The sequence below is a fragment of the Marinomonas balearica genome, assembly GCF_004362145.1.
Lineage (GTDB): Bacteria > Pseudomonadota > Gammaproteobacteria > Pseudomonadales > Marinomonadaceae > Marinomonas > Marinomonas balearica.
The window spans coordinates 247,903-272,571 of sequence record NZ_SNXC01000011.1 but is presented as its reverse complement, the minus strand read 5'-3'; the positions used below and the strand labels follow the sequence as shown (position 1 = coordinate 272,571).

The 24,669-nt window shown below is 42.9% G+C and carries 20 protein-coding genes and 1 tRNA gene; 12 read left to right on the top strand and 9 right to left on the bottom strand.

Translation table 11 applies throughout. From position 1 onward, the window contains the following. Nucleotides 1-121 precede the first annotated feature (121 nt). The gene (locus tag DFP79_RS08670; protein ID WP_133503564.1) at nt 122-1,396 is read left to right on the top strand and encodes a DEAD/DEAH box helicase; all 1,275 of its coding nucleotides are present in this window, start codon (nt 122-124) and stop codon (nt 1,394-1,396) included. A gap of 58 nt (nt 1,397-1,454) precedes the next feature. Here DFP79_RS08670 and DFP79_RS08665 read toward each other — a convergent pair. From DFP79_RS08665 to DFP79_RS08650, 4 genes are all read right to left on the bottom strand, one after another. Beyond that, nucleotides 1,455-1,531 (bottom strand) — tRNA-Ile (locus DFP79_RS08665). 164 nt (nt 1,532-1,695) lie between these two features. Next, on the bottom strand, nt 1,696-2,850 hold the full coding sequence (locus tag DFP79_RS08660) for a GGDEF domain-containing protein (RefSeq protein WP_133503563.1): 1,155 nt from the start codon (nt 2,848-2,850) through the stop codon (nt 1,696-1,698). Between the two features lie 4 nt (nt 2,851-2,854). Continuing rightward, on the bottom strand, nt 2,855-3,373 hold the full coding sequence (locus DFP79_RS08655; protein WP_133503562.1) for a hypothetical protein: 519 nt from the start codon (nt 3,371-3,373) through the stop codon (nt 2,855-2,857). A 748-nt stretch (nt 3,374-4,121) separates the two neighbouring features. Further along, a complete protein-coding gene (locus DFP79_RS08650; protein ID WP_133503561.1) occupies nt 4,122-5,498 on the bottom strand; it encodes a glycine--tRNA ligase in 1,377 nt (458 codons plus the stop codon). Between the two features lie 272 nt (nt 5,499-5,770). Here DFP79_RS08650 and DFP79_RS08645 point away from each other — a divergent pair, with 272 nt between their 5' ends. Together DFP79_RS08645 and DFP79_RS08640 are read left to right on the top strand one after the other, a co-directional pair. Further along, a complete protein-coding gene (locus DFP79_RS08645; protein ID WP_133503560.1) occupies nt 5,771-6,157 on the top strand; it encodes a thiol-disulfide oxidoreductase DCC family protein in 387 nt (128 codons plus the stop codon). After that, the gene (locus DFP79_RS08640) at nt 6,157-6,882 is read left to right on the top strand and encodes an SDR family NAD(P)-dependent oxidoreductase (protein ID WP_133503559.1); all 726 of its coding nucleotides are present in this window, start codon (nt 6,157-6,159) and stop codon (nt 6,880-6,882) included. Before DFP79_RS08645 ends, DFP79_RS08640 begins: the two co-directional genes overlap by 1 nt. A 117-nt stretch (nt 6,883-6,999) precedes the next feature. Here DFP79_RS08640 and DFP79_RS08635 read toward each other — a convergent pair whose 3' ends face one another. Continuing rightward, nucleotides 7,000-7,260, bottom strand: a complete 261-nt coding sequence (locus DFP79_RS08635) for a DUF5062 family protein (RefSeq protein ID WP_013660099.1) — start codon at nt 7,258-7,260, stop codon at nt 7,000-7,002. A 269-nt stretch (nt 7,261-7,529) separates the two neighbouring features. Between DFP79_RS08635 and DFP79_RS08630 the strand changes: the two genes are divergently transcribed. The 5 genes from DFP79_RS08630 (at nt 7,530) to DFP79_RS08610 (ending at nt 15,485) form a co-directional block, all read left to right on the top strand. Further along, nucleotides 7,530-9,503, top strand: a complete 1,974-nt coding sequence (locus DFP79_RS08630; protein WP_133503558.1) for a methyl-accepting chemotaxis protein — start codon at nt 7,530-7,532, stop codon at nt 9,501-9,503. A 104-nt stretch (nt 9,504-9,607) separates the two neighbouring features. Then, nucleotides 9,608-11,701, top strand: coding sequence for a GNAT family N-acetyltransferase (locus tag DFP79_RS08625; RefSeq protein WP_133503557.1), 2,094 nt, complete (start codon nt 9,608-9,610; stop codon nt 11,699-11,701). A 267-nt stretch (nt 11,702-11,968) separates the two neighbouring features. Further along, nucleotides 11,969-12,961: a TRAP transporter substrate-binding protein gene (locus tag DFP79_RS08620; RefSeq protein ID WP_133503556.1), complete on the top strand. Its 993-nt coding sequence runs from the start codon at nt 11,969-11,971 to the stop codon at nt 12,959-12,961. A 219-nt stretch (nt 12,962-13,180) separates the two neighbouring features. Continuing rightward, entirely contained in the window at nt 13,181-13,858 is a 678-nt protein-coding gene (locus DFP79_RS08615; protein ID WP_133503555.1) for a TRAP transporter small permease, read from the top strand. Nucleotides 13,859-13,871: 13 nt separating this feature from the next. After that, the gene (locus DFP79_RS08610; protein WP_133503554.1) at nt 13,872-15,485 is read left to right on the top strand and encodes a TRAP transporter large permease; all 1,614 of its coding nucleotides are present in this window, start codon (nt 13,872-13,874) and stop codon (nt 15,483-15,485) included. A 376-nt stretch (nt 15,486-15,861) separates the two neighbouring features. On the opposite strand, the gene DFP79_RS08605 is transcribed toward DFP79_RS08610, so the two are convergent. The 3 genes from DFP79_RS08605 to DFP79_RS08595 all read right to left on the bottom strand — a co-directional run bounded on the left by DFP79_RS08605 (nt 15,862) and on the right by DFP79_RS08595 (nt 20,111). Continuing rightward, nucleotides 15,862-17,808: a tripartite tricarboxylate transporter permease gene (locus DFP79_RS08605; protein WP_133503553.1), complete on the bottom strand. Its 1,947-nt coding sequence runs from the start codon at nt 17,806-17,808 to the stop codon at nt 15,862-15,864. 130 nt (nt 17,809-17,938) lie between these two features. Continuing rightward, on the bottom strand, nt 17,939-19,021 hold the full coding sequence (locus DFP79_RS08600; RefSeq protein ID WP_133503552.1) for a type 2 periplasmic-binding domain-containing protein: 1,083 nt from the start codon (nt 19,019-19,021) through the stop codon (nt 17,939-17,941). A 34-nt stretch (nt 19,022-19,055) separates the two neighbouring features. Further along, nucleotides 19,056-20,111, bottom strand: a complete 1,056-nt coding sequence (locus DFP79_RS08595) for a 4-oxalomesaconate tautomerase (RefSeq protein ID WP_133503551.1) — start codon at nt 20,109-20,111, stop codon at nt 19,056-19,058. Between the two features lie 75 nt (nt 20,112-20,186). Here DFP79_RS08595 and DFP79_RS08590 point away from each other — a divergent pair, with 75 nt between their 5' ends. From DFP79_RS08590 to DFP79_RS08575, 4 genes are all read left to right on the top strand, one after another. Then, nucleotides 20,187-21,128, top strand: a complete 942-nt coding sequence (locus DFP79_RS08590; protein ID WP_243730237.1) for a LysR family transcriptional regulator — start codon at nt 20,187-20,189, stop codon at nt 21,126-21,128. Nucleotides 21,129-21,635: 507 nt separating this feature from the next. Further along, nucleotides 21,636-22,025, top strand: a complete 390-nt coding sequence (locus DFP79_RS08585) for a hypothetical protein (RefSeq protein ID WP_133503550.1) — start codon at nt 21,636-21,638, stop codon at nt 22,023-22,025. A gap of 155 nt (nt 22,026-22,180) precedes the next feature. Then, entirely contained in the window at nt 22,181-22,468 is a 288-nt protein-coding gene (locus tag DFP79_RS08580; protein ID WP_133503549.1) for an HlyU family transcriptional regulator, read from the top strand. Nucleotides 22,469-22,632: 164 nt separating this feature from the next. Next, the gene (locus DFP79_RS08575; RefSeq protein ID WP_133503548.1) at nt 22,633-23,685 is read left to right on the top strand and encodes an alpha/beta hydrolase; all 1,053 of its coding nucleotides are present in this window, start codon (nt 22,633-22,635) and stop codon (nt 23,683-23,685) included. On the opposite strand, the gene DFP79_RS08570 is transcribed toward DFP79_RS08575, so the two are convergent. Then, nucleotides 23,673-24,506: an SDR family NAD(P)-dependent oxidoreductase gene (locus tag DFP79_RS08570; RefSeq protein ID WP_133503546.1), complete on the bottom strand. Its 834-nt coding sequence runs from the start codon at nt 24,504-24,506 to the stop codon at nt 23,673-23,675. The two genes, DFP79_RS08575 and DFP79_RS08570, sit on opposite strands and share 13 nt — an antisense overlap. Nucleotides 24,507-24,669: the final 163 nt, after the last annotated feature.

The window sequence follows — 24,669 nt, the reverse complement described above, 5'->3', positions numbered from 1 at the left end:
ACGCCGCTAATGATAAACGCTGAGCAACACACTAAAATCAGTGAGCTTATTTGCAGCCTCCTTAAATAAAGGCTTCTAAAGCGAAGCGCAAGCATACCTTACAAAAGTGATTCAATCTTCTATGACATTTTCTAAATTCGGCTTAGACCAAGAGATTCTTAGCGCACTAGAGACTCTTGAACTGACCGCTCCAACGTCGATACAAGACCAAGCCATTCCAGAAATACTCGAAGGGCATGACTTAATCGCAACCGCGCAAACGGGCTCGGGTAAAACGGCGGCATTCTGTTTGCCTATTTTACAAGCGTTAAAAAGCGGAGAAAAAGCCAAACCGAATCACGTACGTTGTTTGATTATTGCGCCTACCCGCGAATTAGCAATTCAATTAAACGCCAACATTAAAGCGTTTAATGAATTCCTTACACTGCGCCATCAAGTGATTTTCGGCGGAGTGCGGATCTTACCTCAACGAAAATACCTTAAGCGCGGCTCAGACATTTTAGTCGCAACGCCGGGAAGATTATTAGATCTACATCAAAGAGGTGACATACTTTTTGATTCTCTGACGCATTTAGTATTGGATGAAGCCGACAGATTGCTGGATCTTGGATTCGCAAAAGAGCTTGACCAGATAATCCAAGCGCTTCCGAAACAGCGCCAAACCTTACTCTTCTCAGCAACCTTTGCGCCGCCAATCAAAAAACTGGCGAAAAAGATACTGAACCAACCTAAAGACGTGACGACGATCCAAAAAGCAGCAGCCAAGCCGAACATAAACCAATGGCTGCATCCGGTCGATAAAAAGCGTAAAACCGAGCTACTGCTGGAGCTGCTTAACCGTAAACCGCATGCACAAGTTATCGTCTTCACCAACACTAAGAAGAACGCCGACTTAGTCGCAGAAGCATTAAACGAAGATGGCATCAGCGCCGGCGCGCTGCACAGTGACAGAACACAAGACGAGCGTATACACGTCTTCGATCAGTTTAAAAACAACGAGATTTCAATACTCGTCGCAACCGACGTTGCCGCGCGCGGTATCGACATTCAAAACCTACCGCTTGTGATCAACTATGACTTACCCAAAGTCTCGGAAGACTACATCCACCGTATTGGCCGTACTGGCCGTGCGGGACACGCAGGGCAAGCCTTCTCCATCGCCAGCGCAGACGAATTCGATGCTTTGCTAGACATCGAAGCCCTTACAGGCAAAAAAATCATCCGTAAATACATCGATGGTTTTCACCCAGACCACGACATCCCGCTGCAACGAAAAGCCAAACCGACGAAATCAAAAAAAGACACTAAGAAAACCGCAGAGAAAAAACCAACACTGGCAGACAAGCCGAACGACGGACTAAGAAGCAACCCGTTTGCAGTTATGAAGAAAAAGTAGGATTTGTACAAGCAATAAAAAAGCCCATCAGAAACCTGATGGGCTTTTTTATTTAATATGGTGGGCCTGCCCCGACTTGAACGGGGGACCTGCCGATTATGAGTCGGATGCTCTAACCAACTGAGCTACAGGCCCTAAAAGTGGCGGCTATTATATCCATAGGTTTGGCTGTTGCCAAGCATTCTATGACAAGATTCTAATAATTTTCGATTAATTCCGGTTTATTAGGGCGTTGTGGAAGAAATCTTTCTATATCAATAGGGTTAGGCGATGCATTACTTTAAAATTTCGATTGAAAATCAAACAATATCCACTGCTGAGTTCCGCTCAAGTTCGCCATCACACCCGTGCCAAGAAACCTGATTACGGCCATTTTTCTTCGCTAGGTACAGTGCTTTATCCGCCTGCTGATAAAGTTGAGAAAACACGACATCTTCATGAGGTTTGCGGTAACAAAAGCCCATACTAATGGTGATTTTTACTTTAACATTGCCCGCTCCGATTGTGGCATGTTCTATAATGGTCCGTATTTGCTCACACTTCTCGATTTGCTGTTCACTGGACAACGCAGTAAACAACAAACAAAATTCTTCTCCACCCAACCGAGCGACGATGCCATCTTGCATATTTGCTGACAATATTCGAGCGATTCTTTTAAGTACTTCATCGCCCACAGGGTGTCCGAAATTATCATTAACAGCTTTAAACAGATCGAGGTCGATAATCGCTAAGCCAATACTCGAATCAGACTGTTGTAATGCGTATTCTGCTTCCTTCATTAGGTAACGACGATTGTACAATCCGGTTAAATCATCCAGTTCGTTTTGTTTGGACAGTAAATAGCGTTGCTCAAAAGAACGGGTTAGAACAAAGACTAAAGCAGCAATGACAAGCATGATGGTGAAAAATAGCCCCCATACTAGGATGGTAAGCCCTTTCCTCAAGCGTTTTTCTAATGAGGAAACGCTTTGCACTGCGCTGTGAATCTCACTGTATGACCAAGCGATTTCCAACTCTATAGGATACAGTATCTGTAATAGTGCTTCGTTCGATAGGCTGCCATTTGTATTGGCATTGACTTGATTTATGGTTGTTCCAATTTTTGCCTTGATTTGATCTAGAGTCGAGACCATGGCTTCGTATTGACTCTCTTCTATCGCACTCCGTTTCAGTTTATTAACGATCAAAGGAATCCGATAGTTTTGACGGAAAAGCGCTTCTACGAGCAATGCAGCATCGTACTTGACTGAGCCATCTTCTAGATGTACCAGCTGGCTATTAATGGTTCGCACGTCGTATTGGGATTGCACAACATCGATAGCCAGTGCAGTAAAATCACTGCCCAAGAGCGACCGAGATTTGTTTTGAAAATACACAAGAGAGGTCGTACACACGACCAGAAATGCTATAAAAAGCGCCCATATTGCACTGGGGTTACGCGATAATTTGTTCATTGAATTATTGCTCTTTAATTTGTCTTAGAGCCCATATCCAATGACTGTGTGATACATCTCCACGAACTGTTTCTCCACCATCTTCTGGCACGATAATCATAAGTGGCCCCAGTTCATGCATTGATAAAAAGCGGCCATTTAAGCGTGTGACGACAAAATAGCTTTTTTCTTCTCTTTGCTTTTTAGAAAGAAATATTTCATAGCCATCATGTGCTATCAATCTTAAACGATCCGCATTGAACAACCCATACTTTCTTAAAAGGTCATTAAGCCAAACACCAGAGAATTCGCCTTCGGGTCCGTCAAAGTGTTTTATGAAGCCAGTATCAAGAAATGGCAAAGATTCTATATCCGCATACGACAAGGACGTTTCAGTGATTTTCGTACCAACAACAAGAACCGGTGTCGAATCATGTGAGGGAGTGATGACACTGTTAGACACCGAAGCAGCAGACACAGGCATAACAAAAAACACCATCGCTAAAAGCAGTAGTGAATAACAACGGTGTCGAAAAGAAGACAAAATGCTAACTCCCTTGAAAATACATCGCCCAATCTTACCTTAACGGCGAACACTAGATTTACCTTAAAATCTTGACAAAACTGACTACGCTTCCCAAAACTCCAGCACACAAAAAAGGCTGCGTGACCATTAGATGTCTTAAAGAAAATTGAGTCACTATCGCGCACAAATATTGTACACAATGTGTACAGAATAAGTATATCCCTTTATACCCTTCGTTTTCTACTACTAAACCCCATTTTCTCAGCGGTTCTAATTTAAATATGAATATTTGGCATAATACCCTGATATAAAAAAGCCCCCCCTACTTAATCTTTATAGTAGCGAGGGCTTTTTGCTGTTCTTTATAAAGGAAGACGAATCCGTTTTGGTTTATAAAGTAGTTTATTATGTAAGCAGGAAGCTCGGCGCTGGAATAACGATTTGCTCCATTGTGCCACGATCACGGACAGTAACAGGTACGTCGCCTTTTTCTTCGTGACGACACAAACCTTTACTCATGTTATCCGTGCTTTTCGTAAAGAACAGTACGAACGGAATGCACAATAAATGCACAATAGGCGCACAATACTTAAAAAATAAGCACACTCCGTTATACCCTTCGTTTTCTACTTCTAAACCCCATTTTCCCCACGGTTCTAATTTAAATATGGATATTTGGCATAATACCCTGAAATAAAAAAGCCCCCGCTACTTAATCTTTATAGTAGCGAGGGCTTTTTTGCTGTTCTTTATAAAGGAAGACGAATCAGTCTTGGCTTACAAAGTAGTTTATTATGTAAGCAGGAAGCTCGGCCGCTGGAATAACGATTTGCTCCATTGTGTCACGATCACGGACAGTAACAGGTGCGTCGTCTTTTTCGATGGAATCGAAATCAACCGTCACACACAAAGGCGTACCTACTTCGTCATGACGACGGTAACCTTTACCCACGTTACCAGTGTTTTCATAAAGAATACGACCTAGACCTAATTTTTGAAGCTTATTTTTAAGCTCTTTTGCAAGCGCTACGATCTCTGGTTTGTTCTTTTTCAGTGGCAAAATAGCAACTTTGATCGGCGCTAGATGCGGTTTGAATTTAAGAACCGTACGAGTCGAGCCGTTTTCCAACTCTTCTTCGGTGTAAGCTTCAGTCATGACAGCCAACATACCACGATCTAAACCTGCTGAAGGCTCGATGCAGAAAGGCACTTCCCACTTATTAGCTTCCAAATCACGTACGGCTAATTTCGCAGTAGAGTGCTCGTTCTTCTTCACTTTTGCAGAAAGATCAAATTCTTCTTGAGCTTTTGTATGAGAACCAAGATCGTAATCCGTACGGTTTGCAACACCTTCTAGCTCTTCAAAACCGTGTGGGAATTTGTACAAAATATCCACAGTAGATTTTGAATAGTGCGCCAAATCATCACCTGTTACATATTCAAATTGAATATTTTCTTCGGACAAGCCTTGATCCAACCACCATTGCTTACGAGCGGCTACCCAGAATTCGTGCCATTTCTCGTCTTCACCCGGCTTACAGAAGAACTCAAGCTCCATTTGTTCGAACTCACGAACGCGGAAGATAAAGTTTCTTGGAGTGATTTCGTTACGGAAAGATTTACCAATTTGAGCAATACCGAAAGGCAACGCTCGTGAAGTTGAATCAACAACATTTTTAAAGTTGGTAAAAATGCCTTGTGCAGTTTCTGGGCGAAGGTAAGTGTACGAATCTTCGTTCACCATAGGACCAACATTGGTTTTAAACATCAAGTTAAAATCACGTGGTTCAGTAACGTTGTCTGAACCACAGTTATCACATACTTTGATGTCTTTCATGTGATCTGCACGCATGCGGGATTTACATTCGTGGCAATCCACCATAGGGTCGGTGAAGGTGTCTTCATGACCAGAATATTTGTAGACGTGTTTATTCTGGATGATTGCAGCATCTAGGCCTTCAACGTCATCACGTTCGTAAACCATTGCTCGCCACCAAGCATTCTTTAGGTTGTTCTTTAGCTCAGTCCCTAGTGGACCGTAGTCGTAAGCCCCTTGCATACCGCCATAGATTTCGCTGCCTTGGAAAATAAAACCTCGGCGTTTACAAAGGGAGACGAGTTCGTCCATCGTTTTAGCTGGCATTTTTAACAACCTTAATGAAATTCATTGATAGTAATTTGATACGACTTGCACGGAGACAGGATATAAATCGGTACACGTGCAATGACTTTTATCTGATCGTATTGATCTGATCACAGTACAGAGCAGCAATTGTACTCTGTGACTCATATTCGCTCAATGCCGAAGAGTAAGAAGACAGCGCCTAAATCGATCCGATTTCACGCTTTTAGCGTAAAAGACAGTAGAACCGGACAAAAACACTCATTGACAACATTAAAAATGCGTCTAACTTTATGATCTTTTTTTACGATAGCCTTTGCCCATTGTGTACTGCAGAAGTCTCGCAATTGGGTCGGTATGACACCACTCATACCATTACCTTTGTTGACATCCACAACGTCGTTGAGATGGAAAAATACCCGCATGTCGACCCCATTTCTGCCAATACTCGACTGCACCTTATTAATAATTCTGGCCAATTGCTTACGGGATTAGATGCGACTTATACGGTTTGGCACCACGTTGGAAAACATCGTTGGTTAAAGCTTCTTCGTCTTCCTCTTATTCGTCACATCGCGGATTTGGCTTACGTATTTTTTGCCAAACACCGATACACCATTTCTTACCTTTTTACGGGAAAAAGGCGTTGCTCAAGCTGTACTATTAAGAGAGATTTATAATGCCGTACAGTGCCTTAATCATCGGTGCCAATAGCACCATAGCAGTCGCAATTGCAGATCAGTTAATGTCGGCAAAAGTATACGACGAGCTAATCCTCGTAACTCGAGCACCCATTGCGTCTACAAACTTGAGAGTGCATTCAAATGTAAGCTCATTTGAATGCGACTACTCTGAAGCGTCCATCGAACGTATCGCATCGAAACTTACCTTCAAAAACCCCAGCATTCGACTTTTTATCTGCAACGGTACGTTACACGGTGATCAGTACTTTCCTGAGAAAAAAGCCGAAGAGCTCATTGAAGAAGCAATGATGAGTCTGTTCAAAGCCAACACTGTAGTGCCATCCTTGTGGCTCAAGCACCTACTTCCTGTCATAAGTAAGCTAACGGAGGCTAAAATAATGTTGTTTAGTGCAAGAGTAGGGAGCATTAAAGATAATGAACTAGGCGGGTGGTATAGCTATCGAGCTTCTAAAGCGGCGCTGAATATGATGATTAAAACGTTTTCTGTAGAATACAATCGCCGAGTGACTCAGTCGAAATTAATTTCATTCCATCCTGGGATGACAGACACACCTTTGTCCAAGCCGTTTCAATCACGAGCCAGTTATACATTATTTACTCCTGAGTTTGTTGCCAAACGAGCACTCAATATCATAGAAAGTGCTCATTGCGATGGAAAAGCATCGTACGTTGACTGGGACAATAAAAGCATTGACTGGTGAGATGAGCCGTTTTTGCTAAATTGATGTCTGAGTTACTGTCCCTCTATCCTCCTCTTACTCCCTCTACACCCCTGTAAATAAATCCCTCAAAGAAACGGAGCTTTCAAATAAACACCGCTATTTCAACAAAGGATCGTCTTTTGGTAGATTTTTTTGGATCCAAATGGCCAGTTTGTGCTTCATTGCTAGAAGGTCTTCTTTATCAGGCGGTACAGGTACAATAAGCTTATCCTGAACGAGCAGTCGATAAATAGCTTCTACTTTTTGGTTCGCTGACATTGTCGTAGCGAATCCTGCAAACCCTCGCTTAAGCGCGTATTTCTCCCCTACTTCGAGCGCTTTCTTAGCAAGCCCGGCCTCATTTTTTACTTTCTTCATAGTACATGACCCCGAATTCACTTAGATGGAAATCAAAGCATACCTCTTTTAGGCGACAAAGTTCTAGAAAACAACACCATTCATTTAACGGTAAAGAAACGTGCGTAAATTGAATTTAAGGCGTCGTATCGAATTACATTTTAACAAGACAGTGGTTCACTTTTGCTTACATTTTGTTTCACTTTACAATTCGATCAATCTTAATGGATAATTGCCAAAATTTATAATTCATATAATTCAATAAGTTATAACCAAAAGGACTATCTCTCATGCTTTCATTTTTTAGAAACGCCCCATTACCAAGGCAACTTGGTATTGGAATCATGATTTCGGTCGTGGCAAGTTTCTTTGTACTGATTTTATTAATAGGACGCCTGTTCGATTACGAAGTAAAAGAAATTGTAACCCCCCACCAACAAGCAGAAGTAAGTCTAATTGCTAAGAAATTGGAAAGTGACTGGAACTCACTTTCTGGCGGGATAAGCCGATCTGTACACTCTCTAGTAAAGAACGTTCAATTCGCCCTTGATCAAGAAGGTCAAGGAAATAATAAACGCGCTTCAAATACAGCCGTTGCGAATGCTCTAAACAACTATGCTAACAGTACCGCTCAACACGTTTTTCTGTATGAGCAAAAAGGATCAAGCTCTACTCTTCTTAGTAGCGCCGGTCACTCTGTAACGATACCATTGCATACCGTTTCATCGTTATTGTCTAAAACGAATGGACAGCTCAAGCAAGTCAAAATCAACAACCAAGACTATGTCGCGTATTCTACGCCCGTTCAGGGAAGCTACAATTTGAAGCTCCTGAGCATCTTACCTTCTTCGGTGGTTATTAACAGAATCAACAAAGAATTATCAAAACTGAAATTTGGTAAAAACGGCTACGTTTATGTGACCGATGCAGAGTCAAGAAACGGGTATTTAGTGTTCCACCCCACACTGACAGGAACCAGTCTTTATGACATATCAGCAGACGCTCCCGCTATTTTTGAAAAACTATATCAAGCGGACGCTGGTGTTCTTTATTACACGTTAAAAATTGCGGGGAAAGACACTAATGCGAAAGAGTCAAAAGCCATTTTCCAACACGTCGACGGATGGAATTGGGTCGTTGCGATCAAAACTTACTCTTCCGAATATAACGAGCAGTTAAATAGCATCCTGCTACTTGTTGCTGCGATCGGCGCAGGAATCGCAGTGGTACTGGCCATCGCACTAAGCTTGTTTACTAAACGTTCATTACGCTCGCTAAAAGAAGTCTCTAAAGGTGTATCCATCATTGGCGAAGGTGATCTAACGTATCAATTTTCAAAGGCCGTTCCACAAAACAGTCAAAATGAGATCCACTGTTTACAAGCAGATATTGAAAAAATGCGTGATGGGTTAATTGAACTAGTCAACAAGGTAAGCACTTCCGGCAAGCAATTGAGCTACTCTGCCGACGTCATTACCAATGCGAATCGCGAATTAACGAACAGTGCAAACCAAAGCAATAACGCATGCTATGAAGTAGCGTCTGCCATTCAGCAAATTACCGCTTCTATTGAAGAAGTTGCTCAAAGCTCACAGGAAGTGTCGGCAGAAATTAACACAGTAAACGCAACAACCAGCTCAGGCGTTGACTCTATTAGGGACGTTGAGCAATCGGTTAGCCTGCTTTCTAACTCTTTCGAACTCGCGGAACAAACCATTCTAGAAGTAGAAGGAAGCTCTGAAAGCATTGGCAATGTCGTTAAAGTCATTAACGACATTGCTGAGCAAACCAATTTACTTGCTTTAAACGCAGCAATAGAAGCGGCTCGTGCAGGAGAACAAGGCCGAGGGTTTGCCGTGGTTGCGGATGAAGTTCGAGTTTTAGCACAAAGAACACAGAAATCGACAGAAGAAATTCAAACAGTTGTCGATAAGTTACAAACAGGCAGCCGCACCGCCGTTACTACTATGAAAGAAGGCCGCGCCCAAGTTGAAACAAGTGTGCATAAAGCCACAGAAGCAACTACCACAGTTGGAGACATTCTTTCATCTGTTAATACCGTTGAGCACAATATTGAAAATGTTGCTGCTGCAACTGAAGAGCAAAGCGCCACGTCTGTTCAAATCAAAGGAAATACAGAGCAATTGCAAGAAATGGCACAGGCGACGTTATCGCACGCTCAATCTTCTCAAGATGCAAGTAACGAAATATTTAATCTAACCAACGAATTGGAAGGCGACATTAACAAATTTAAACTTCCATAAAATTTGTTTGCTTTCAACTGTAAGCACTCCTTAGTATTATTTTGAGATACACCGCACTGACTCTGTCTAATTAATAGACCGTCAGTGCGTATTAAGGAGTTTCTTTGAACATTCACACCTCATACTCACAACCTCGCCACTGCATTCTTTCTTTATCTGATGTTTCAGAGGCCATCCAGCAATTCGTCGATAAAACTCACCATGTTGAAAACCGAGTTGTGTTGTCTGATCATCAAGAAACCGTTCAATACCTTTTGCCTCACTCTCTCGATGTGTCGCCTGTAAAAAAAGCCTCACTGCATCTGGGGAAAACCTACGGAGCCGTGTTTCTAGATTGGTCGCAAGGAGCAGACATCAACGCTCTGTCTATTATCGCTGGTACATTGCACGGTGGTGGGCTTTTTGTATTACATCTAGGAGAAGATTGGTTAAATAAGATCGACTACGATCTTTCGCGTTATTTATCTTGGCCACACACGCCAGAACAAACACCATCACACTTTAAGCGACATGTTTGGCAACATTTAATCGCAGATACAAGTCCATTTACGATAACGCAATCATATCCTAAACTAGGACATCAACAACTCATTCCTTTTAGTACGCTCACCGAAGAGCAGAATAATCTAAAAAACGCGGTGTTGGCCTCACCCGAAAAAGCGCAATTTGTTTTGTGCGCCAAACGAGGGCGAGGAAAATCAACCGCATTGGGGCACTTGATAGAATCGCTCCAGAAAAAAGGCTCTGTCGCCGTTTGCGCACCATCGCTGTCCAGTATTGCAACACTCAAAAAAAGCTACGAGAGCCTATCGAAAACGCATCTTCCCTTTTGGGCTCCCGACGAGTTGTTAAAGTCCGTTCATGGTAATGACTCACCTCGTTTTGACTATTTGGTGGTCGATGAATCTGCTGCCATTCCGGTTCCGATGCTTAAAGCGCTCCAGAAATCGGCACACGTCAGCATTTTTAGTACAACAAACGATGGCTATGAAGGCAGCAGTCGGGGGTTTGGGCTTCAATTTATCAAATATTTGAACACCCTTTCTTCTCCTACTATATCGCTTCATTTAGAGACACCGATACGATGGGTGGAAAATGACGCATTTGAAATTTGGCTCAATGATTTGCTATTTCAATCTATTGATCACAGTGACATTGGCGCGCATTCTGGAATGCTAAAACTCCAAGGGGATGAATGGCTAAAGTACCCAAACAGACTGAATGCCGCGTTTTCTCTACTTGTTCAAGCACATTATCAAACCTCACCAGACAATATTAAATGGATGCTTGATGACCCGAGTACGTTTAGCTTTGCCAACGTCAATGACGATAAACTAACCAGTATCGCGATCTGTACGGAAGAAGGCGACCTACCAAAAGCCTTGTCAATGGAGGTAATGCAAGGTGTTAGGCGGCCACGAGGACATTTATTACCTCAGTCCCTTCTTGCACATGAAGGCATAGAAGAAGCAGGTAACTTTAAATATTGGCGAATTAGCCGGATCGCAACCCAACCTCACAAACAAAAAGAAGGTTACGGTAGCGCTCTGCTTCAACACATCGAGCAAGAAGCAAAATCGAGCGGAATAGATTTCTTATGTGTAAGCTATGCTCTTACGGCAGACGTATTAAGTTTCTGGCAGAAAAATGCGTATATCCCTGTTCGGCTTGGCTATTCGAAAGACCAAGCAAGTGGTTGCTATTCAATCATGATGGTCAAAGCACTCTCTGATAACGCATTGATAAAGCAACGAAAATGGCGGAACCTATTCTTAAATAAAACACTGTATTCTCTTCCATTAAACGTTTGGGATCTCGAAACAACCACCTTAATAAATATCTTTTCTACGTCACCACAAAAAGACGAAAGTGAAGAGAACGCCACTTACAACCATAAAAATAGCTTTGTATTGAATGATATAGAGCAACAAGATTTAATGCTGTTCTGCGATCACCACCGCCCTGCTGCGACTATCAGAAGCAGTTTATTAAAAGCTTCTCAGGCCTTTCTTTACGAAAATTTGCTCAACGCAGACTTAAAAGAGCACTGTCATTTACTTGAATTCGCACTTGGCAAGGTCACCGAGCAAGATGCGCTACGCCTTGGTTACTCTGGAAAGAAAAATATGATTAAAGTGCTTAAATCAACACTCAAGCAGCTCTTGGTAAACAGCAATAATCACCACTTTATCGAATAACACCTAGAAAACCACCTAATAGATTATGTCAAAGCACAAAAGGGTGAATTCCCCCCCATTCTCCCTTTTGGAGTGAGCGACGTTCCACACATCCAATAATCATTTCAAGCCTAGAAAACAAAAATAGAATAAATATTCTTTGTATTTCAATAAGTTAAAAACTTTTAAATAATTGGCACGAAATGTGTAACTAATACGACGAGCTCGATCAATAAAAAGAAGATGGTCGAGTACACAATAATAATTAGTAATTGGAGCCATATAAAAATGAAAAAAATCAGCATAGCTTTAACTGCCGTAGCACTCGCTGTATCTGCAAGCTCAGTATCTGCAAACTGTGATTCTGGCGAACGCGTCGTTAAATTCAGCCACGTAACTGGGGGTACTACTCACCCTAAGGTCGTTGCTGCAAATAGCCTAGCAGAGCGTGTTAATAAAGAAATGGACGGCAAGTTATGTGTTGAGGTTTTCCCAAACTCAACATTGTTTGGTGATTCAAAAGAGCTTGAAGCACTTCTTCTTGGCGACGTTCAACTTCTAGCCCCTTCTCTATCAAAATTTGGCTCTTATACTAGCAAATACGGTGTATTTGACCTTCCATTTGTCTTTAACGACATGGATCACGCAATCCGTTTCACCAACTCTAGCGACGGTAAAGAATTGCTACGCGAAATGGAAGATTACGCAGGCTTCGTCGGTTTAGGTTACTGGATGTCTGGTATGAAGTACTTCTCAGCTAAGAAGCCACTTACGGTACCAAGCGACGCGAGCGGCATGAAGTTCCGAGTTCAAACATCTGATGTTGCTAAGCAGATGATCCGTGCGATGGATGCTTCCCCACAAGCAATGGCATTCTCTGAAGTATACGGTGCACTTCAAACTGGCGTTGTAGACGGTCAGGAAAACACTTGGTCCAACATTTACACTAAAAAATTCTATGAAGTACAAGACAGTGTAACGGAAACAAACCACCAACTTCTTGCTTACCTATTCATGACATCGTCTGATTTCCTAAACAGCTTAAGCAAAGCGGATCGTGAACAGTTCGTCGCGATTGCAGACGAAGTCACACAAAAAGCCAATCAGTCCGTTAAAGCGAAAGAAGCGGCTAACCGTGCAAACATTCTTAAAGCGGGTGGTAAGATCAATGTCTTAACGCCAGAACAGCGCAAAGAATGGGTCGATACAATGAAGCCTGTCTGGAAACAGTTCGAAAGCGACATTGGCAAAGACTTGATCGAGTCTGCTAACAACGCATAACACGCGTATTCCAGCACTCAAGAGCCTGACAATTCGTCAGGCTCTTTTAAATACCGAAACCTAAGCAAGCGCCTGATCATTTCGAAACGGCAACTTTTTGATTCACTTTCAAAGCGGCTTATTTCGCATAGCAAGTTAATCTAAATACAATGTCTTAGGTTGCTGCCCACACTCTCGTGAGAGAGCAAGGTTTAGCAGAAAAGAGCGGAGAGAACTCTCATGGCATACTGGCCTCATCTTTATCTACTTATATTTATCATAGCGCTTTGGGCGCTAGAAAAGCGCTTCCCTAAATTTATGGAACGCCTTGAAGAAAACATTCTTATTTTGGTCATCTCATCCATTATGGTGGTGTCATTTGGGCAAGTGATTGCACGTTATGGATTCAATACAGGGTGGGATGCAGCCCTTGAGTTTAATACCGTCATGTTCTCATGGCTGATTCTGCTCGGCATGAGCTATGGCATTAAAACAGGCATACATTTAGGCGTCGATATTCTTCTAAATGCCGTGCCAAAACCGACACGCAAAGCGCTTTCTATTTTCGGCGCAGGTGCAGCAATGCTTTACGGCCTTATTCTTTTAGATTCCACTTGGCTCGCTATGCTAGGTGTAGAAGTTCGTGGTGGCGCTCTTGAATACTGGTTCAAGATGTACCGAATTGGCCTTGGACAAGAAGAATTACGTTACCCGACTTTCTTAGTCGAAGCATTTGATATGAAACCTCGCGTACATCGCTGGTTAGTACTTGTTGTATTGCCTATCAGTTTGGCTCTTCTTTCTTATCGTTCTCTTCAAGCAATGATTGATATTGCACGTGACAAACGTCCAATGCTGATCAGCGGTCATGAAGGTCAAGACCTTCTGGAAGAAAACAAAGGCGTATTGAAAGACTAATTAGGAGCAACACGTGGAATCCATTATCTTATTTTCTATGGTACTAACGATGCTCTTTATAGGGCTTCCAGTTGGTATCTCTTTGGGCTTATCGTCCATACTATTTATTACATTTTTCTCACACGACTCTTTGTCGTCTGTGGCTATTTCATTGTTCGGCGCAGGCCAGCACTATACGTTGCTTGCCATTCCGTTTTTCATCCTTGCTTCGTCTTATATGTCGACAGGTGGTGTCGCGAAAAGATTGATTAACTTTGCTATTGCAAGTGTTGGTCACTTCCGAGGCGGTTTAGCAATGGCGTCAGTACTTGCATGTATGATGTTTGCTGCGTTGTCAGGCTCATCACCGGCAACGGTTGTTGCGATCGGTACCATTGCCATCGCGGGTATGCGTCAAGTTGGTTATTCCAAAGAGTTCGCTTCCGGCATCATTGCTAACGCAGGTACATTAGGCATACTTATTCCACCTTCTATCGTTATGGTTGTGTACGCTGCTGCTACCGACGTTTCAGTAGGTCGTATGTTCCTAGCAGGTGTTATCCCCGGCTTAATGGCGGGTGGTATGTTGATGCTTGCTATTTACGTTGTAGCCCGCGTTAAAAATCTACCTGCAGAAGAATGGAAAGGGTTCGGTAACCTAGTTCGTGGTGGTAAAGAAGCGGGTTGGGGATTGTTCCTAATCGTTATCATCATGGGTGGTATTTACGGTGGTGTTTTCACTCCGACAGAGGCTGCCGTTGTTGCCGCAGTTTACTCCATCTTTATCGCTCTCTTTGTCTATCGTGATATGGGGCCTCTAAAAGGCCAAACTTGGACAAACGAAAATGACAGTCCAAAAGCGCGTGTTGGCTTTAACGGTACAGTTTACGGTGTGTCCTTCTTCCTTGTTTGGGAGATCATGTCGTTCTTCGCATTGTCTGGTAGCGAATCTATCACCGGCGGCGACCGTGCAATCATTGGCTTGATCTTGTCATTGATGATCGCTGTGTTCTACACATACAAACGCAGCCAAAACCTTGAAGAAGGTATCGGCGCATGTATCGCAGCGGGATTGCCAATCTGGTCTCGTAACTTATCGCTTATGGCACGTGGTTTCTTCCCATCATTATTTGGTGAAGAGTCTCGTAAAGTCATGCTAGACGGTACCAAAACAACATTAATGCTGATGTTTATCATCGCTAACGCACTGTTGTTTGCTCATACCCTTTCAGCTGAACGTATTCCACAAGCCATTACTGAATGGATGCTGGGTGTTGGTTTCAATTGGTTTACTTTCCTAATCGCCGTTAATATTTTGCTATTAATCGGTGGCCAGTTTATGGAACCATCTGGCTTGTTGGTGATTGTTGCGCCTGTTGTTTTCCCTATAGCGATGGAGCTTGGTGTCGACCCAATCCACCTAGGTATTATCATGGTCGTAAACATGGAAATCGGCATGATCACACCGCCGATTGGTTTGAACCTGTTTGTTACCTCCGGCATTACAGGCATGAGCTTGGCTCGTGTTGTTAAAGCCGCAATGCCTTTCGTAGCGGTGATGTTTGTATTCTTGATACTTGTTACCTACATTCCGTCACTGTCTACCGCGCTTCCATACGCGATAATGGGTCCAGAAATCGTTCAATAGAGTTAACGAATTCGTTCCTATTGAACATAGGATTCGAAATCACCCTTAAGGCGCCCTACGGGGCGCTTTTTTTTGCTTTAGATTTTCGCTCGCTTTCTTCCAAGGCCATTTCTCTTGATGAAATAGGCTCCCCCTTCTTTAGTAAGCAGCCTTTATATCAACGATGATGGTTGGAGGCTCGAAAAGCGGACTCTCTAACAAACTCCCTACCCACTTATTGCTCAAATACAGAGTATTGTGATGCATCTTATATTCCATGTAGGAGCGGTTTTAGGTTCTTTAGTCTTACGTTCAACTCTTACCCGCAATCAGATTAAAAAAAACCGGTGAAGGCTCACGCCCATCACCGGTTAAAAAGTACGAAGGAAACTCTGTGTTAAATCAGGTTTATCACAGATAGAACGTAGGGATCCAATACCCCTTCAGGGTAATCCACGCTCATTACACGCCCCATAACAATTAGGAACGTAAGTAACCCAACAGATATGGAAAGTGATTTAACGACTCCTCCTTTGGCGAAGAAGTAGATAAATAACAAAGTGAACACAAATGTAGTCACTAAGAAGCCGATCTCAAAATAGAGGTAGGACATTATGAAGAAGCCAGCAACGTAAACTAACCCTTGGCGCACCTCTGTCGCGGCAACCATACGTCGATTTTTCATATATTCATAAATAACAAACGCAGCAGAAAAGACCACTAAACCAATAGCCATCATAGGGAACGCTTGAGTCAGCATTTGCTCTTCCCAAATTTGATACGCAAATACCACCCCTGTTAATAAGAACACCATTGCAATCCAAATATCCGCGTTGTAGTGAGCAACAGCAGGGGCTTGTTCTTGCGTATTGCCACCTTTTTTCTTTTTCAGGTATTTAAATAGTGGCGGTAACAACAAACCGCACGCAATCAATAATCCAATGATCTGTACACCAGGGCGACTAAACCAACTGTCTCCGTAGAATTGAATACTTTGGAAAAAGTAGTTTTCTGCTCCAGCCGACAAAACAAACCCGATTAAAAACGCAGGACGTGGCCAGTTCGCGCTTTTCATCATCACACCTAATAATGCAATGCCACCCAAAGCAACAAAGTCACCTAAGCTACGAGTTGCTTGGTATGCAGCAAATAAAATCAGCGTTAAGATGATGGGTGCTAAAACAGAAAACTTAATGTAAGTGAGCAGTGAGATAGGACGCGTTAAGAAAATACACAGTAGCGCACCAATGATATTTGCAAGCGCCAGCGACCAAATAATCGTATAAGTAAGGTCAAGGTGCGTCGTTACCATCGAAACACCGGGCTGAATTCCCAGCAAAAGCATCCCACCTAGGAATACCGCAGCCGACCCTGAGCCAGGAACGCCAAATAAAATTGTCGGCACCATACTGCCACAAGAACACGCATTGTTCGCGGATTCTGGGGCGATAACCCCTTTTATCTCACCTTTACCAAATTGGCTCTTGTCTTTACTCATACTCATTGCAAAGCTGTACGTCATCCAGTCGACGACTGAACCACCTAAGCCCGGAATCGCACCGACCAAACTACCAAAGAATGACGAACGCCCCACTAACGGCAAATTTTTAAAGACATCTTTAATACCTTGACCCAGTCCTTGTCCCAGTTCATTCCCTTCCGAGGCGATCGCTTTATTCCGAATTAACAAAGACACAATTTCAGGAAGCGCGAAGATACCAAGACCGACAACGATTAAAGGAATACCGTCGTAAAGGTAATCAATATCAAAGGTAAAACGGAAGTCGCCGGTCGCTGGCGCACCGCCTATGGTTCCTACAAGAAGACCCATACCGCACGCTGCTAAGCCTTTAAAGATACTGCCGCCTGATAATGAAGCCACCACACTTAAACCCAGCAGAGTCAACATAAAGAGCTCTGCGGAGGAGAATGACAAAACAACAGGTCGAGCCACTAAGATAAAAACGCTTAGCACAATGGCACCGACCACACCGCCCATCATAGACGAAAGGAAAGCGGCAGAAAGTGCGCGGGCTGCCTGCCCTTTTTTAGCCAGAGGAAATCCATCCATCACTGTCGCTTGCGACGAGCTGGATCCGGGGATTCCCATTAGGACAGAGGTAAAGGTATCTCCCGTTGGCACTACCGCCACTAACCCCATCAGCATCCCTAAACCAACTGATGGATCCATTCCGTAAATAAATGGCAGTAGTAAAGACATCCCTGCAATACCGCCCAAACCAGGAATAATCCCAACCACAAGACCAATTACAACGCCGAGCATCAGATAAGACAGATGCATTACGGACATCACCTGATCAAAGGCACTGAAGAAAACAGACATACTATCTCCAAAAACCAACTAGTTTTTCACTATTTTTCGTTCAAGATCGACACGCTGGAACCATGCGAGTAAGGCGATAAGTAGCGCGCCTTACTCGTTTTAATCATGATCCAAATGCGTCTTATTAGAATTAAAGCTTGTAGTTAAATTCCGCTTTTAACCAGTCAGAAATCCATGTGTACATTTCAGGAGAGATAGTTACCGCATCGCTCAAATAAGTAGCGATATCTAAGCCCACAGCATTTTGGTAAGGCCCGATTTGAACTGCAGCTTCTGCTTTGAACTTAGGGTCTTTGATCATTTCGCGCACCCCTTTGTTGTAAGCAGCCAATACATCGCTTGGTGCATCTGAAGGTACGAAGATCACTTTTTGGAAGGCAAAACCAGCCGCTAAGAATTTACGGTACACATCATACTGCATGCCGCTAGGCTGTTTACCATGGACAGTAAAATACGCCTCTTCAAACGTTGGGATGCCTGGGAACGCTGGATCACGAACGATATTCCCTTCTTTGTTCATCACACCCACTGAGAACACAGGAACCGCTTTATTCGCTTCTACCAGCCCTTTTACATTACGAATGTAAGCCGATGACGTTTGAAAATCGATTGTCGCTTCTCCACGCTCGAAAGCAAGACGGCCAGCACCTCGGCTCTTCATACCGAACACTGGCTTAACATCAGCACCCAGTAAATCTAAAGCAATAAGAATCGGAAGCTCTAAACGCGTAGGGCCTTGAGACGCAAGCTTAAGCTCTTGATCAAGCAACTTACCAACGTCTTTGCTGCTTGCAACACCCAAATTTGGCTGCACATAAACAACACCACCTGTTGGGCTTGCTAGAATCGGAGTCCAATCATCCAACTTAAAACGTACACGCTTATCCCCTAGCATGTAAGGGAAAAGCGTTGAAGCAGACGTACCTATGATGCTTGAACCGTCGTCTTTAGCTCGCTTATAGAACAAGTTTGTTCCCGTTAAAGAACCGCCACCGGGTTGGTTTTTGATGACGATAGTTGGCTCACCGTCGATATGTGACGTTAAATTCGGAGCCATAAACCGAGCCCATACATCCGTACCGCCACCCACACCAAATGGAACAGTAAAGTTGACTGTATCAGGAACTGGACTGTCTTCTGCCATTACATTTGTAGCAGCAGTTACCGAAAATGCAGTAAGCGCGCTTACCGCCCAGTGAGTTAGCTTTTTCATATTATTACCTTTTATTTTTATAGTGCTTGTTAGCCTAGTTAATATGAACCAGACCTGAGAAAATCTTTTTCGCTGTTCGAACGAGTGATACGGACTTTACATCGCTTTCTTGCCATTGAGCGGTTAGATCAATAAAACCAGAAGGGTGCTCTATCTGAAAAGACGTTTGACCAACATCGCAGTTAACGAGCCTTTGAGCAATGGTTCCTTGATTGCAAAGTGCGTTCACTATCGCAATACTGCCCGTAACCGCCAACGCTTTATGGCATTTATGAGGAACAAAATATCGAGCGCAAATCGTACCACTGCGTTCTGGTTTCGAAACCAAAATAGGCTTAGGAATCACTAAATTAGAAACATCGCCCATGCCCATTAACTTACCGGCTTGACGGCGTATTGTTTCTAACCTCGCCATAAAGGCTTCATCCTTATCCAACTCCGATGGCGATTCGTGGCCCGTTTTTCCAAAACTGTCGGCGGAAAAAATAACAACGGGCGTGGCAGCGTCGATACAAGTCAATTCAATACCATCAATCACATCTATCCGTTTTCCTGTCGGAAACAGCTTTCCCGTTTTTGCCCCCGCAACATCAAGAAATGTCAGCTCGATGGGTGAGCCTGGAAAGCTTGCTCCACTGATGTACACTTCTCCCTCGTACTGTACTTTTTTATTGGGTGTACGCACGGTGGAATGAATGATTTTGCTGGTATTTACATTTTTTATCTTTACGAGTGTTTTCTCATCATCCGCATACACTAGACCAGATTCGATTGCGAACGGAGCGACGCCTGCGAGCATGTTGCCACAGTTAGGTGCAAAATCGACGGTTTGTGTTTCGATGCCAACCTGAGCAAATAAATATTCCACATCCGCATCGGGTGTACGTGATGGACCGACCATTGCCACTTTACTCGTTAGGCTATTTCCTCCTCCTAACCCATCGAGTTGCAATTCATGACCAGAACCCATTATGCGCAGTAACAAAGCGGCAAGTTCATCTCGGTCTTCAGGCATATCTGTCAATCGCAGATAAGGACCCCGAGAAGTACCACCTCTCATCAAAACGCAGGGAATCATAAGTTCAGACATGTTCAAAATTTCCACTAGTAATTCTTATGCCGCTAAGAATTACACGCGAATTTAAATGCATCAAATGCAAAAATTATGGATAATCAATGTGAAAAACGCATTAATAAACAGGCAAATGAAATGCATCAAATCGAATTTAGAGACCTAACGATCTTTATAAAAGTGGCAGAAACTGGCAATTTCAGAGAAGCCGCAGAAGCGACTTTTTTGTCTCAACCAGCCCTCAGCAGACGCATACAAAGATTGGAAGAAGTCCTTGGTACTCAACTGTTTGAGCGCACAACTCGCAAAACAAAACTGACTGCTGTCGGCCGAGAATTTTTACCAAAAGCAAGGCGGATGCTAGAAGAATTTGAGCTGTCAATACTGGGCATCAAGGATATGGCTTCTCAGCAAAAAGGCAGCATCACAATTGCATGCATTCCTACCGCTGCTTTCTACTTTTTACCTTCGGTTATTAAAGCCTTTAATGAAAAATACCCCGGTATTCGAATTAAAATTCTAGACGAGAGTGCAAATCAAGGATTGGAATCTGTGATTCAAGGCGATGCCGACTTTGGTATAAACATGGCCATTGCACAGCATTCTGAAGTGAGTTTTACACCTCTGCTGGACGACCCGTTTGTGGTCTGCATGCGAAAAGATCACGCATTAGCAGAATTAAAAGAAGTGTCTTGGAAAGATTTAGAACCTTATCGTCTGATTAGCGTAGGCCGTTCAAGCGGTAACCGCCTGCTACTCGATAAATCGATTGTTCGAGATCAGGTTAACCTTAATAGCTTCTACGAAGTTCAACATCTTTCCACATCGCTTGGTTTAGTCGAAACGGGGCTTGGTCTTTCGATAGTGCCTAAATTGGCGATGCCAATTGGTACGCACAGTATGCTGACATCTCGCCCATTAACCGGTGTACAAATCGACCGTTCGATTGGCCTAGTGAAGCGCAATGCAACACCAGTATCGCCTTCTGCGGATTTGTTCATTCAAATTTTATTAGAACAATGGTCGTCAAATTAAGGTGAGTAAAATACCAACCGATAAACGAAAATCAGCCTTAACCGCTCGTTCAAACGCTGTTGAATCTGCTATTGTCATTTTTCGGTTTATTTCTTAGTTATCAAGGACGCAATCTAATAATGTGGCCAGAATCGAATAGCAAACACAGGTGGCTACACTTTCTTTACAGCAGCTCAAACATGAGCATTTTTACTTTAAAGTTGAATATAATTCATCAACCTATACAACTATATCAATCATCAATACCTTATACTTTTATCGAAAATACCCTCATATTTTATGCTTTTCACTGCAAATTATTAACAAGTTTATGTTTTAAATACAAATTGTCGTTTTTAAAGCGTCATAAATAAATATATACATGTAAACTTTTGAAAGTTTAATAAAGGTTTATGTAACTTATATTTTAATTCGGTATCATTATGATCGGTATTTTAATAAGACTTTACTTAACCCTTTTGATTCTTAGGCGATAACTACATATAAGAAGCAAGCGGAAGATTGACGATGATTAATTCACTTAATGTACAACAGACTGTCATTCAAGAGCGGCGTCAAAGGCTAAGCCAATGTTTAGATTCGCTTTTTGGAGTGCTCGTCGGAGAAGACAAAGCAGCAAAATTGCAAGCAAATAGAGACTGCCTGTTTGCTGCTGATCAATTAGTTGAAAGCTTACCGACTTCGCTTATTCCCGCTTGGTTATCTGAACTTCAAGCGTGGTGTCGTTGGTACAAGGACAATTTTACTGCGATTGATGCCAATGCCATTTTGTTTAATCATCTAAACCTCATTCACTACGAGCATTTCATTCGCCCTACAACTCAAAATTCTGAACACACACACTCGAACCATACCGACTTTAGTAGTCTGTATAAGTTCTTCCAAAAGGGGATATAGCAAATACTTAGATTAGAAACTAAGTCGCCCACCCGTAACACGCGCTCATATCGCCATTTATTTCCCTTTTATGCTATCGTCTAATAATTCTCTAAGAAGCTTTATTTACTTTCCTTAAAGCGCCTCTTTAAACGTTTGTAAAAGGTAATATCACAATGAGTTTTCTATCAGGACTTAAAAATCTATTTTCAGGTTCAGAGAGTCCATCCCAGACTGTCGAAGAAAGCATCGATTATAACGGCTTTGTTATTACACCTGCCCCAATAAGCGAAGGGGGACAATTCAGGGTCGCTGCGACAATTTCAAAAGGCGAAGGTGAAGACCAAAAAACGCATCAGTTTATTCGCTCTGATTTAGTACCTGGCCGTGATCAATGTATAGAATTAACGGTCCGAAAAGCAAAGATAACGGTAGACCAACTCGGCGATCGCTTGTTTGGCTAGAATAAGCGTAAATAACCCTCTCAGGAACCAGCCTAAGCATTTAGAGCGCCGTTTTCATTGTGTTTTAGGAGACTCTCAAAATGCTTAGCATGCGAAATGGATGTGCATACCGTTATTTTCTAGCAACCTCATTGAACCTTTATCTGAGTTAATGGTGAAAGCCTGTGATTTACGAACCCAATGCGGCAATAGCAATGCACTCTCTTCGAGTTGAACACTCCGAAGAAAAAACAGACCATTTGGGTTACCCGTTCACTTACCGCACGCTATTCGTTAACCTAGATAACATCTATTTTGAATCAACACTGGTGCGCTCCCAATCCCAACCCACGGGTGAACGCAGGCGCGCCGTTCTTTATTTGCATGGTTACACAGATTATTTTTTTCAATCGAGCCTCGCAACATCATGGAATTCAAAAGACTGGGCGTTCTACGCTTTGGATCTACAAGGCTATGGACGCTCTATTCGCCCCGATCAATCTGAAAATATCAGCCAGTCATTATCGGTTTATCATTACGATCTTCTTGCTGCGTTGACGACGATAAAGAACGACGGTTACGAAGAATGTGTCATTCTTGCGCACTCTACTGGAGGGTTAGTTGCCTCTCGGTTTTTACAATGGATCGACTCGCTAAAACAAGACGACATAGAGGCCCAAGCAGACTCGAAACGTTTAATAAGTCTCCCGAAAATTTCTGGATTAATACTCAACAGCCCGTTTCTTGCCATGCCATTTTCACCGAAACGAAATAAGGTGATAACCCCTATCATTGAGTTTTTAACCCATTCACTTCCTTTTATATCAACGCATAATAACAAAGTGAACACTTACTCAAAAACACTTCACAAACGCCATGATGGAGAATGGGACTACCGATTAGACTGGAAGCCCGACATAGGATCCCCTCTGTCGTTTTCGTGGCTAAATACGGTCATTCGCTCTCAAAAAGCTCTAGCGCTCAACGGTCAAATTTCAACGCCAGTATTAATGTGTCACTCTGACAAAACCACGCGTAGCAAAAAGTCTGCAATTGAATTATCAAGAGGGGACGGTGTATTAGACATAGAGAGTATGTTGGCTGCTGCTAACCGCGTTTACCAAAATATTGAAACGACCGAAATTGCAGGTGGTTACCATGATCTCTACCTATCCCCCAAGCCCATTCGGGATAAATACATAGACTGTATTAGTCGCTGGCTAGATCAACTTCCTTGAGAACGCATAATTAGGTCTAATAAACGTGTCGGTAATACACGCCTGAATACATCCGCGAAGTAGGTTGGCGTCGTCACGAAATATTGAGGCTTTGCTTTCTTGGCTTCCAGTGCATGTTGGAGCTTATCGACGACAGCATCCGCTTTTAAAGTGTATTTCGAAGCAGGGCCAGGGTTCGAAAGACGGGCGATTGCATCTTCATAACCTTTTTTATGACGGCTTTCAGAAATATCGATATTTTTCTGCAACGCTTTAAGCGCATTCACTCGAAATTGGCTTTCAATAGGCCCCGGTTCAATTAAGCTCACTTGAATCGGCGTATCAGCAAGTTCCATTCGCAACGTATCGGTTAACCCCTCTAGTGCAAATTTGCTGGCATTGTAGGCGCCTCTAAATGGCGCGGCGACCAACCCGAGTACTGAACTGTTTTGAACAATTCTTCCATAGCCTTGTTTCAACATGATTTTGATAACACGGTTGGTTAAATCGTGCGTGCCAAATACATTGGTTTCAAACTGTTCTCGTAGCGCGGATGTCGGTAGGTCTTCCACTGCACCTGGTTGACCATAAGCGCCATTATTGAAAAGCCCATACAACTCTCCACCCGTAATAGCTAAGGCTGCATTTAAGCCTTCCGCAATGGATTCTTCACACGTCAAATCCAACACAACAACATGTTCAAGCCCTAAGGCTTTGAGCTTTTCAACGTCGGTCTCTGTTCGAGCACTTGCAATCACAAGGTAACCTAGTTTTTGCAAGCGCTGTGCAGCTGCCAGACCGATGCCTGAGGAACAACCTGTAATTAAAACCGAAAACTTCATGGATCTTCCTCTATCACTTTCGAACGACGCTCATTGGAGCATTTTAGGGTATCTAGTACATATATTGATCTATATCAGCACCCACCATTGAGATAAGCACATAATTCAAATTAATAACAATAAAGCGGGGTCCCCCGCACTTATATCAAGTGGAGAATGGAAT

Bases quoted from the DNA above. Each gene is read 5' to 3' on its own strand.
- DFP79_RS08670 (WP_133503564.1), top strand. From the start codon at position 122: ATGACATTTTCTAAATTCGGCTTAGACCAAGAGATTCTTAGCGCACTA.
- DFP79_RS08660 (WP_133503563.1), bottom strand. From the start codon at position 2,850: ATGAACAAATTATCGCGTAACCCCAGTGCAATATGGGCGCTTTTTATA.
- DFP79_RS08650 (WP_133503561.1), bottom strand. From the start codon at position 5,498: ATGCCAGCTAAAACGATGGACGAACTCGTCTCCCTTTGTAAACGCCGA.
- DFP79_RS08645 (WP_133503560.1), top strand. From the start codon at position 5,771: ATGATCTTTTTTTACGATAGCCTTTGCCCATTGTGTACTGCAGAAGTC.
- DFP79_RS08640 (WP_133503559.1), top strand. From the start codon at position 6,157: ATGCCGTACAGTGCCTTAATCATCGGTGCCAATAGCACCATAGCAGTC.
- DFP79_RS08635 (WP_013660099.1), bottom strand. From the start codon at position 7,260: ATGAAGAAAGTAAAAAATGAGGCCGGGCTTGCTAAGAAAGCGCTCGAA.
- DFP79_RS08630 (WP_133503558.1), top strand. From the start codon at position 7,530: ATGCTTTCATTTTTTAGAAACGCCCCATTACCAAGGCAACTTGGTATT.
- DFP79_RS08620 (WP_133503556.1), top strand. From the start codon at position 11,969: ATGAAAAAAATCAGCATAGCTTTAACTGCCGTAGCACTCGCTGTATCT.
- DFP79_RS08615 (WP_133503555.1), top strand. From the start codon at position 13,181: ATGGCATACTGGCCTCATCTTTATCTACTTATATTTATCATAGCGCTT.
- DFP79_RS08605 (WP_133503553.1), bottom strand. From the start codon at position 17,808: ATGTCTGTTTTCTTCAGTGCCTTTGATCAGGTGATGTCCGTAATGCAT.
- DFP79_RS08600 (WP_133503552.1), bottom strand. From the start codon at position 19,021: ATGAAAAAGCTAACTCACTGGGCGGTAAGCGCGCTTACTGCATTTTCG.
- DFP79_RS08595 (WP_133503551.1), bottom strand. From the start codon at position 20,111: ATGTCTGAACTTATGATTCCCTGCGTTTTGATGAGAGGTGGTACTTCT.
- DFP79_RS08590 (WP_243730237.1), top strand. From the start codon at position 20,187: ATGGATAATCAATGTGAAAAACGCATTAATAAACAGGCAAATGAAATG.
- DFP79_RS08585 (WP_133503550.1), top strand. From the start codon at position 21,636: ATGATTAATTCACTTAATGTACAACAGACTGTCATTCAAGAGCGGCGT.
- DFP79_RS08580 (WP_133503549.1), top strand. From the start codon at position 22,181: ATGAGTTTTCTATCAGGACTTAAAAATCTATTTTCAGGTTCAGAGAGT.
- DFP79_RS08570 (WP_133503546.1), bottom strand. From the start codon at position 24,506: ATGAAGTTTTCGGTTTTAATTACAGGTTGTTCCTCAGGCATCGGTCTG.